The organism is Endozoicomonas sp. ALC013 (assembly GCF_049310205.1).
Classification (GTDB): domain Bacteria; phylum Pseudomonadota; class Gammaproteobacteria; order Pseudomonadales; family Endozoicomonadaceae; genus Endozoicomonas.
The window spans coordinates 1-10,505 of record NZ_JBLYNS010000157.1; the positions used below are offsets into that span (position 1 = coordinate 1).

Sequence of the window (10,505 nt, forward strand, 5' to 3'; positions counted from 1 at the left end):
AAAGGGAGGTTTTTCCTGATTGGTCGTCTCCAAGTATTAAATAATTACCTTTATTAATTAAAGAGTTAATGGTTGTTGTTTCTGATATTTTATCTAAATTTCCCCTTAATATTTTTAAGTCTGGAGCTACGTAAATATCGGGTAAAATTATTTTAGTCTTGTTTCTGTGATTAAATTCAACTTCCGTGTCATTTATCCAAGCTTCATGCGCTTCTGTAATTAATGAACTGTTCGATGCACAACTTTCTACTTTTACTAAAGTCTCATCTTTTTTTTTTAGGTCTTCTATGCTGGCTTTAATTCCTTCTATTACATTAACCCAAGCTGCATCTATGTTATCCCATGTTGAAATTGGCTTCACATCCTTGGGCAATGCTTGCAGCTTTGCGAAGGGGGTGTCTCCCCAATGACAGTCTCTTAGAATGATAGGAATGACCACTGCAGACCCACTATTGTGTCTTTCTACAGCCCTAGTCATTTCCTTCTCATAACAAAAGTCAGAGGCTATAAAATCAGGGCTTACCATTAATAAAATAAGGTCTGCTGATTCCAGTTTTGCAAATATTTCTGACTTCCACTCTTGCCCTGGTATTAGTTGCCTGTCATCCCATGAAGAAATTACATTGTTTCTTTTGAGAGATGAAGCGTGTTTATTGAAAGTATCTTTATAGTGTTCATCTTCGTGGCAGTAGCTTAAAAAAACTTTAATGGTCATAAGCGTTTCCATACTAGAGATAATTGTGTGATCTATATTTAGCTATAGCTAGATATAGGTTTCAGGGGATTAACAATGTATATAAAAAGAAAAGAGATAGCAGAACAAAGCAGTGATTAACTTTGGACGTTTCAGAAAATTGAATAGCTAGGTCATTCAAGCTATCTGATCAACAAACGACTCAAAGTTATTAGCTTTAGCAAAACTGACATCCTGCCCAAGCGCCTTAAAGTGCTCCCGGCCGCAGTCCATTTTAGCTTTTTCTGTAGGCCGCAGGGCATCACTGAACAGTGAGCCTTTAGTTTCCACCACAAAATAAAGATTCTGGCTGCCATTGTTCTCCACAAGCACCGCCCAGTCCGGGTTATAGGTGCCCAGCGGGGTATCAATTTTGAACCAGTCTGGCAGTTTGGCGTAAACCTTCACCTCTTCGCTTTTCTCAAAGGCTTCGGCAAAGTCGTGCTCTACATCGGAATCGTAAATAACATGGTCATACACCGATTTCCCGGATTTGAGCATATTCTTACCCAGATAGCCTTTCAGCTCCTTATCCTGGAACAGCTCCTGACAGTAGAAATGTTCATCACCAATTTTCTGGTATTTGATGCCATCCACAATAGATCGGCGCATCACCAGTTTGATGATATTAGTGGCTTCATCAATGAACTTCTGCGGGTTATTACGAAAGGCATCAAGCCGGTTGCACTGGGTAAGGATGCTGACGATTGAACGACGGGTCAGGTTGGTGGCGTTTTGCAGATAACTGACGATGTCCGGCAACTTATAGTCTTTGGCATCATAGGTATAAGTTTGGGTTTTGCTCTGTGCTACCTCTAGTCCACTGCGCTTGGTGGCGACGGTGCCTTTGGCGTATTCAAACTTGGTTTTACCGGCCACCAGATCTTTCTCAATGGTTTTGGCACACTCTTCTACCAGGGCATGGTGATCAAAATCCACCCGGTACGTGGTCTGGTATTTAATGCGTTCCCACAACGACTTGAACTCTTCACCGAGGAAAACCGCCTTATTCAGTTTTACCGTTTCCCGCTTGCTGCTGTCTTTGATGTTAAGGCCGCCCGCTACCTTTTTCAGGGCTGCCTGAATCTGCTCTGATTGGGCCATCACGTCATAAGGCAGGTCAAGGTTGCCCTCCTTCAGGGCCGTTTTAAGATCATCCTGAACCTTGCCTTTCTTGTCGATATAGCCAGCATCGAGGAGATGCTGCCAGATCTGTTCTGACTTCTCAGCACCAAGAAATTCAGGCTTTTCCCCCTGGTGTCTGATCACGATATTGGCAAACAGGTGGTCGTCCACCACGCCAAAGCGAATGCCTTCTTCTTCCTCGATCTCTTTTTGCAGGCTGGCGACAAAATCCTCATAGGACTCATTGGCCATCACTGTCAGCGTGTTCACCTCAAAACCATGCACCCGTTCGCCCTGCTGGTTAACGGCAATGCGAAGACCACGACCAATCTCCTGTCGTTTTTTAATCACCGAGGCGGTTTCGTTCAGGGTGCAAATCTGGAACACATTGGGGTTATCCCAGCCTTCTTTCAGCGCAGAGTGGGAGAACAGAAACTTCAGTTTGCAGTCCAGGCTCAGCAACCGTTCCTTCTCTTTCATGATCAGGTTGTAGGCGCTTTCATCCGCCGCCGTTTTCCCGCCTTCGCCCTTGGCAGAGAGTTTGGAGTCTTTAAACTGTGCTTCACCAGCGCTGTCTTTCTTTTTATCAATGGCGAAGTAACCATTATGAAGCTGGCTCACTAACGCCTCTGGCGAGGTCTCTTCAAACAGGCTGCGATATTTCCCTTTGCGGGCAATGTTGACATATTCTTCTTCAAAGATTTTGGCGTACTTGCCTGGCTGGGCAACGCCATCCTGGTAAAAGCGATAATTGGCGACTTTATCGATAAAGAACAGGCTGAGGACCTTAATGCCCATGGGAATCAGCAACAGCTCTTTTTCCAGATGTTCTTCAATGGTCTTGCGGATTTGCAGACGCTTAAACTCATCGTCATCGACACCGCCAATCAGCTCACCTTTGCGGATCTCATCGGGCTTGCTGGTAAAGTCGATGTATTCATCGCCGGTTTTGCAGTAAATATCGTTGATGACATAGCCTTCATAGACATCACGACCGCCAGACAACTCATACAGGTCATCGTTGGCTTTGACGGTTTTAACCACCCGCTTGACCTTGCCGGACTGCATGACATCCATTTCGATCTTTGCCGAGATGCCACTGTTATTGCTTCTGGTGTCGAGCAGTTTGATGTAGGCCTTGTTGTGCCCATCGCGCACATCGATATGGGCCACTTCAATCTGTTTCACCAGCTTCTGCTCGTAAGCATCAATGGAATCCAGCTTGTACAGCAGGTTGTGCTTGTCTTTATGGGTCGCAGAATAGCGGAAGGTACACAGCGGGTTCAGAGAAGCAATAGCTTCTTTGGACTTGGCGGTGGTGTCCACACTCTGAGGTTCATCAATAATCACCACCGGATGGGTCGAACGGATAAACTCGATGGGCTTCATACCACTGAGTTTGTCGTGGGTTCGGTGGATCAGGTTGGCTTTGGTCTCTTTATCCGGATCGGTAAAGCTTTTGCGAAAGGCGTCAATATTGATCACCATGATCTGAATATAATCATTGGTGGCAAAGCTGCGAACCTGGTCCGGCTTTTGAGAATCGTAAACAAAGTAATCGTACTGAACGTTGTTATACTGCTCTTTAAAGTGCTGCTCGGTAATTTGCAGCGACTTGAACACCCCCTCCTTAATGGCCACCGATGGCACCACAATAATAAACTTGGTGAAGCCGTAGCGCTGGTTCAGCTCAAAGGCTGAGCGCAGGTAAACGTAGGTTTTGCCGGTGCCGGTCTCCATCTCCACGGTAAAGTCCATGGAGTTCAGCTTTTTGGATTGTTTGAGGCCCTGGTTCAGCTGCACTTGTCGTACGTTATCCAGCAGCTCATCGGGCAGCAGTTCCAGTCGGTTACCCACACCCAGATCGTCGTATTCCGCCCCCTGATAGAGATCAGCCTGATGCGTAGCAGGGGTACTGTAGGCCGGTACGGAAAAGTTGGTCTGGCAGGTTTCCTGGCCCTCAAAGACACTGACCACCGAATCGATGGCCACTTTTTGATAATCCAGATCGGGATCAAATTGAATCTTCATGCGTTACCCCGTCCTTAGATACTTTTCACATCGTCAATGCCAAACTGCTTGAGCACCTGAATGGCATTGGTTTTAACGACCGGGTCAGCAAAGCCAGCGTCTTTGAACACCACGCGCATGACTTCCGGTTGCAGTTCCTTCTTGAGATCACCAATGGCATTGACGACATCGAGAGTGATTTCATCATCCAGGCAGATCATCAGAGCACCGTTGCCAATGTTATGCACGGTTTTACCGGCCAGAATGTGTTCTTCGATGGGTAGGGTGAGGTCGAGGCCGTATTTCAGCAGGATTTCGTAGAGTACATCGTCGGCGGTGCGGTCTTTTTTCAGGCTATCATCCGCTGCGGCAATCATATCTTCCAGGTTGTCGAAATCGGCATCCCAGGGTTTTATATTGCTGGAGTCGAGTTTGAAGACTTTGAAGCCGATATCGAGATTTTCTATACCCTCTTTCTCCTGGTTTTTATGAACTATTTTATCTCCAGCATTTCGAATACGTGACTTTCCTAAGTCTGCAATAGTTTTGACTTTTTCCTCTTCGATTTTGAGCGGCTCTGGTATTTGAACCAGAATAAATTTTCTTTTACCTCCATCTTCAGCATTTTGTGCAATCACTGCATGAGCAAGTGGTGCGCTGCCAGAAAAGAAGTCGAGAATAATGTCTTCTTGGTCTGCTGTGCTGCCAATCTTTAGGGCATGACGAAGCAGACGCGTGGGCTTAACTGAATTCAAGACGTTTATAGTATTTTCAAATTCTACGAACTCAATAAGCTCTTTTTTAGCTTCTTGTGTGTGCCCGACATCTTGGTATTTCCATAGAGTCTGTGGGACTACGCCACCCTTTACTTCAGATAAGAATCGTTTCATCCGTGGCATATTGTTGCCATCTTCCCCCCACCAGAGACGATTTTCATCGTCCATTTTGTCAAAGTTCTGCTTAGATACTCGCCAATATGAACCTTGCGGGGGTGAAGGAATAACTCGTCCAGAAGGGCAGGTTACTGAATATGTACCTTCGCCATAGAAATTTCTAGCACATAGATCTGATGATGCCCAGACGCCCCGTGGATCATTATCTGGGTTACTATAACGACCGATCATTTCTTGACTTCGGGGAAGTAATGTTGGTCTCCAGATATCGGCTACTTTTGAGTATATGAGAATGTAGTCATGGTCTTCAGATAAGTATTTTGCTGAGTTTTTCGGGCTGAAAACCTTCTGCCAGATAACTGAAGCAATGAAATTCTCTTCACCAAACACTTCATCACACAGACGACGCAAATTAGTTACTTCATGGTCATCTATGGAAATAAAAATAACGCCTTCATCATTAAGAAGGTTTCGTGCCAACCTTAGTCTTGGCAACATCATATTCAGCCAGTTTGAGTGATACCGGCCAGAAGTTTCAGGATTTGCTGATAGTTTTTGCCCTTCTTTGCCAATTTGACCAGTTAACTCAAGGTAGTTTTTGATATTGTCTGAAAAGTTGTCAGGATAAATGAATTCACGACCTGTGTTATAAGGCGGATCAATATAAATCATCTTCACCTTTTTGTGATAGCTCTTTTGCAGCAGCTTCAGCACTTCCAGGTTATCGCCTTCAATAAACAGATTTTGCGTGGTGTCCCAGTCTTTTGATTCTTCTTTGCAGGGGCGAAGGGTGCCGGTAGAAGGTGTCTGCGCCAGACGACGGGCGGCGGCTTTGCCATGCCAGGTGAAGTTATAGCGTTCCTTATCACCATCTATCACCTGATTGCCCACCAGTTCTTTCAGCACATCCACATCAATTTTTGCGCCGCTGGCGTCTTCCGTGATCAATTCTGGAAAGAGCTGTTTCAGTTTGCTGATGTTGTCCTGAACCATATCCAGGCTCAGGCTGCCATGATGGCCCTGGGTGATTTTTTCCATGGAGGGAATCTCTATCCGTTAATGAATTACAGCTGGGTTTTCAGCGTCTGAATCTGTTGATCCAGCCGTTTAATCTGCATATTCAGTTCAACCTTGTGGTTAAACCGGGTTTCCTGTTTCAGTTCGGCTCGCAATAGCGACACCTGTTGCTGGTGGCTGCGTAACTGATCCAGTCGGGTTTGCCGTTCGCTTTCTGTGTCTTTGGTCAGTGTGTAGTGACCGGTCAAATCGGCGCAGTTCAGTGCCACCACCCGGCGTACCAGATCCTGATAGCACTGGTAGAAATTGATAAAGCTGCATCGCGGTAGCGCAAAATCCGCAAGAAACGCCTGCTGATTAAGGGTGAGCTGCGATAAATCCAGCCAGCCGGTATCGAAACTGCGCTCAAGCGTGAGTTTGCTGCTGTCGGCCAGGTTGATCCGTTTGTGGGCAAGGGAGATGGCGATCTGACTTTCCCGGACAAACACAACAATGGTGGGGTAGGGAATCGCCTTCTGGATCAGCTCTGCCAGTTTGGCCGTTTGTTTATCGGTGTTGGTTAGCTTTTTCAGGGTGATTTGCAGCAGCGCTATTTCCAGATATTCCCGCTGTGGGTCTTCGTATCTGGAAATATTGATGGTCTCCGGACTCAGGCTGTAGCGAAGCGCCAGCGTGTCGATCTGCTCATTGATCCGTTTTTGGTCGCTCTTGCTGAAGGCGACGTTACTAAACAGCTGTTTTTTGTAGATGCGCCGTTGCAGTCGGCAGCTATCGGGTATGGCCAGTTGTTGGTAAAAGTCGTTCAGGGTCATGGGGCTGCAGCCTGAGCCGGTTCCCGTATGATCAGAAAACTGACCACTTCAAAATCGTCTATGCCCTGGAAGCGCCCCTGATTCAGTCGCGTACCGCCACGGCTGAACAGGCTGTCGATGCCTTTTTCTTGATGGGTGCCAATAATGCTGCTGATCGCCGTTTCCAGCAGTTGCCGGTAATGCTCCATGTCTTTGCCATATCGGGTTATGGCGTTGAATGAGTCAATGGCTTCCTGGCTGGGCAGGTGATGACCGAGCCCCTGTTTTTTCAGGATATCCAGCATCTTTTTGGTTTGGCTGAACGGGTACTTCACCTCATTGTCGTCGGTGACATAGACCAGATAGTGCGGTGCCAGCGCATAGCCATCGGACGACGATGGTTCTTGAGCAGTGAGTTGCCTTAAGCAGAAGAGCGCACCCGGCTCAATGGTGTGATCACCGGTCTGGCGAATAAACGCAGGATCAATGGCGCTGGCGGCAAATAACCCGGTGTAAGCGGATTCCAGATCGCCCAGATGCTCTTTCATAAAGCCCGACAGATCCATTCGGAAGTCATTCAGTGTCAGGTCAGTAATGGAAACACTGCCGGAAATATCTTCCAGGTCTACAACATTGTCTTGTAATTCCTGCAACTGTTTGCGGCGGTACTCCAGATCGTTCATCTGTTTACCGCTGTCCTGCTCAATGACGTTTTCTTCACCAGTGGCGGATATATCCAGCAGCACCATACGACCACTGACCCGGGCTTCCAGGTTGATGTATTCGTCCAGCTCCATATTGGGCCAGAAGTTGACCAGCTGAATAACGCTGTTCTTTGAGCCGAGGCGGTCTACCCGGCCAAATCGCTGAATAATACGGACCGGGTTCCAGTGAATGTCATAATTGATCAGGAAGTCGCAGTCTTGCAGGTTCTGACCTTCGGAGATGCAGTCGGTGGCGATGAGAATATCAATCTCATCACCGGGGCTGTCATTCACCTTGCTTCGCTCTTTGGAGACGGGCGAGAAGGCCGTTAACAGGTTGTTCAGGTCACTGCTGACGCCAGCGAGCGTGCTTTTATTGCTGCCTGCTCCGGTGACCAGTGCCGTATGCAGCCCGAGCTGCTGGCTGACCCACGGCGCAATGTGCTGATACAGGTATTGGGCGGTATCCGCAAAGGCGGTGAAGATAATCACCTTTTTATTGCCCGGGTTCAGAGGCTGCTGACATTTCCGCTCAATGATGGCTTGCAGGCGATGCAACTTGGCATCCCGCTTTGCATCGATGGCCTGAGCTTCCGTTAATAGTTGTTGCAGACGGGTGCGGTCTTCTTCCAGGTCCTGGCGCCAGAGGATGTGATCGATATCCTTGATCAGGATTTTGACCTTTTTACCAATGAGGTAAGCGTCAAACTCCGGGGAGTCTACCTCGATATCGTTAATGCTGAGTTCTTCAACCTCATCGCTGGCATGGTTGTCCAGTTTGCTCAGCAGCATGTCCACGGCCCCGAGCAGTTTTTTCAGGGTCAGTGCGAAGGAGTGGATCGAGCTTTCCATTCGCTTCAGCAGGTTTACCCTCATCAGGTGAATCAGGCTCTGCTCACGATCCACCATTTTGAACACTGAACCTTCATTGACCTGAACATCGTATTTGCGGTTATATTCTGCCCGTTTTTCCATCCGGACATACTTCAGTGGCGCGTAAGCACTGAGGTTTAAGCGCCGAATGATGCGGTTGATCTCTTTAAGCGGGGGAAACTGGCCGTTTGAGTCGATGTCTTCCTTGATATTGAGTGGCTTCAGGCGTTCCGGGAAGGCTCCGATTTCTGCGATGTCATAGTACTTTTCAATATGCTTGCGGGAGCGGGCAATGGTGAGAAGATCGAGTAGCTTGAAGTAGTCGAAATTCATGCCTTCCAAAAGCGATTCGGTGCTGCGCTGTGCTTCGTCGAGCTTTAGCCATTGATTAAACTGGGTCTGGGCTTTTTTCAGGGTGATTTCTATGCTGCTGATGCCTTGTGCTTCAAAGGCGGTGTCTTGCCCTTCGGTGATGAAGGCGACCTGGTTTTTCAGGTCGTTCATCCGGTTATTGACCGGTGTTGCCGAGAGCATCAGTACTTTGGTTTTTACCCCGGAGCGGATGATGTCATCCATCAGCCGGGAGTAGCGGGTATGACCTTCTTTAGCGGAGCTGCTGTTACGGAAGTTATGGGATTCATCAACCACGATCAGGTCATAGTTGCCCCAGTTGATGGTTTCCAGATTGATCTCACCGGATATGCCGGTGGTGCGGGTCAGGTCCGTGTGGTTGAGTACATCGTAGTTGAACCGGTCTGCCGCCAATAAATTGCGCTTGTCGTTCACTGTGTAAACGGTCCAGTTTTCCCGCAGCTTTTTGGGGGCAAGAACCAGGACCCGGTCGTTACGCAGTTCGTAGTATTTGATAACTGCCAAGGCAGAGAAGGTTTTACCCAGGCCCACACTGTCGGCAATGATGCAGCCGTTATAGCGTTCCAGTTTGTCGATGGCACCAAGCACACCGTCTTTCTGGAATTTGTAGAGTTTGTTCCAGACCAGGGTATCTTTAAAACCGGTTTTGCTTTTGATGATGCTGTCTTCGTCGATCTCTTCCAGGAAATCTTTGAACAGATGATAAAGGGTCAGAAAGTAGATGAACTGGGGCGATTGATCTTGAGTCAGTTGGTTAAGCTGGTCCAATAGAAGTTGTTTGGCGTCGCCAGCAGATGGGCTGTCCCAGATGGCATTAAACCACTCCAGCATACCCTGGGTGGCAGTGCTGTCTGTCAGGCACATGTTCATATCAAACTGATCAGACTCACTGTAACCAAGCCCTGTGCTGGTAAAGTTTGAGCTACCCTGAATGGCGGTATCGTTGTTATCTGCCTGGCTGAGATGGAAGATATTCTGATTGGCCATACAGGTGGAGCGTACTTCTACTTTGCGCTCAATCCATCGGGCACATTCTTTGGCGATTTGCATCTGGTTGAGCTGATTTCTGAGACGGTGTTCACAGCGGTCACCGATTAGCTCAGCAAAGGGGGTATTGTGAGCTGTTTCTGGTTGCAATGATTTGGATAGCAACAGACGTATTTCTTCTACAGAAGATAATTCTTTCTTTAGCGAGTCAAAACCATAGATGGAGAATAGGCCTGAGAGTACAGACAGCTTTGTTCCTTTGGTCAGGTGCCGGCGTAGCTCTTCGCCCACCTTACCATTCTGTTTGTTGTCCAGAAGCACGGCTACAGTTCCATTTTGTTTTAACTGGGTACGCTACCGCCCGTGGTTTTTACCATTGTCTTTTATTGACGCCGGGGAGCATGGGACCAGATAGCTCAGAGGTAAATTTTGGGAAGATAGTCATTGTACGCATGTAAGGTGTTTGGCGGTAGTCGTGCATTTGCGAAGGGAAAGGGAAAAGCTGTCCACTTTGGGAATGAGCAGGTTCTGAGCTAATTTCGCGACCAACGGTTTATTTAATCAAGAAAGGGCAGTTCTTCAACAGGAAGCTCCACCTTCATTGTCCGGGCTTGTCCAGGTACCCTACTAATCAGGCCAAGCTGGTGCAGTTTCACTACCATCTGGTGAACGGTGGGAGGAGTAACCTGAAAATACCGCTGCAAATCCTTTTCCGCTGGTGGCATGCCGTTGATCTTCGTGTAGTAGTAAATAAACGACAGATACTGGCCTTGCAGTGGCGTATAGGTCGGTTTCTTTGAACTCATAGTTAGTGCTTGAACTTCACGACATGGCAAATGGTGGCGTTTGAGTAACAAGGGACTGAACCCGATCCATTCTTTTGCTGATATGGGCTAATAGCAGTGCAGTAAGAATTGTTGCTTCCCTTTCGCCGTATTCAGTATCGCTAGCCACCAGATCAACTATGGCTTTATAGGTGCGCAGTTTGACCGGCTCGTCG

6 protein-coding genes are annotated in these 10,505 nt (G+C 47.7%); all 6 read right to left on the reverse strand.

The window, feature by feature from the left end; genetic code table 11:
- On the reverse strand, window positions 1-715 hold a 715-nt coding region (locus ACO6V1_RS20235), incomplete at its 3' end, for a toll/interleukin-1 receptor domain-containing protein (protein ID WP_422468237.1).
- A 156-nt stretch (window positions 716-871) separates the two neighbouring features.
- Complete coding sequence (locus ACO6V1_RS20240; protein ID WP_422468239.1) at window positions 872-3,889, reverse strand: type III restriction-modification system endonuclease; 3,018 nt, start codon at window positions 3,887-3,889, stop codon at window positions 872-874.
- 14 nt (window positions 3,890-3,903) lie between these two features.
- Window positions 3,904-5,799, reverse strand: coding sequence for a site-specific DNA-methyltransferase (locus ACO6V1_RS20245; protein WP_422468241.1), 1,896 nt, complete (start codon window positions 5,797-5,799; stop codon window positions 3,904-3,906).
- 26 nt (window positions 5,800-5,825) lie between these two features.
- Window positions 5,826-6,590: a DUF4391 domain-containing protein gene (locus tag ACO6V1_RS20250; RefSeq protein WP_422445420.1), complete on the reverse strand. Its 765-nt coding sequence runs from the start codon at window positions 6,588-6,590 to the stop codon at window positions 5,826-5,828.
- Window positions 6,587-9,826 (reverse strand): helicase-related protein, encoded by a 3,240-nt coding sequence (locus ACO6V1_RS20255; protein WP_422468243.1) that lies wholly within the window; start codon window positions 9,824-9,826, stop codon window positions 6,587-6,589. The genes ACO6V1_RS20250 and ACO6V1_RS20255 overlap by 4 nt, the downstream gene beginning before the upstream one ends.
- Before the next feature lie 236 nt (window positions 9,827-10,062).
- Window positions 10,063-10,311: a LexA family protein gene (locus ACO6V1_RS20260; RefSeq protein WP_422445416.1), complete on the reverse strand. Its 249-nt coding sequence runs from the start codon at window positions 10,309-10,311 to the stop codon at window positions 10,063-10,065.
- Between the last annotated feature and the right edge of the window lie 194 nt (window positions 10,312-10,505).

Coding starts and splice junctions, on each gene's coding strand:
- ACO6V1_RS20240 (WP_422468239.1), bottom strand. CDS start 3,889: ATGAAGATTCAATTTGATCCCGATCTGGATTATCAAAAAGTGGCCATC.
- ACO6V1_RS20245 (WP_422468241.1), bottom strand. CDS start 5,799: ATGGAAAAAATCACCCAGGGCCATCATGGCAGCCTGAGCCTGGATATG.
- ACO6V1_RS20250 (WP_422445420.1), bottom strand. CDS start 6,590: ATGACCCTGAACGACTTTTACCAACAACTGGCCATACCCGATAGCTGC.
- ACO6V1_RS20260 (WP_422445416.1), bottom strand. CDS start 10,311: ATGAGTTCAAAGAAACCGACCTATACGCCACTGCAAGGCCAGTATCTG.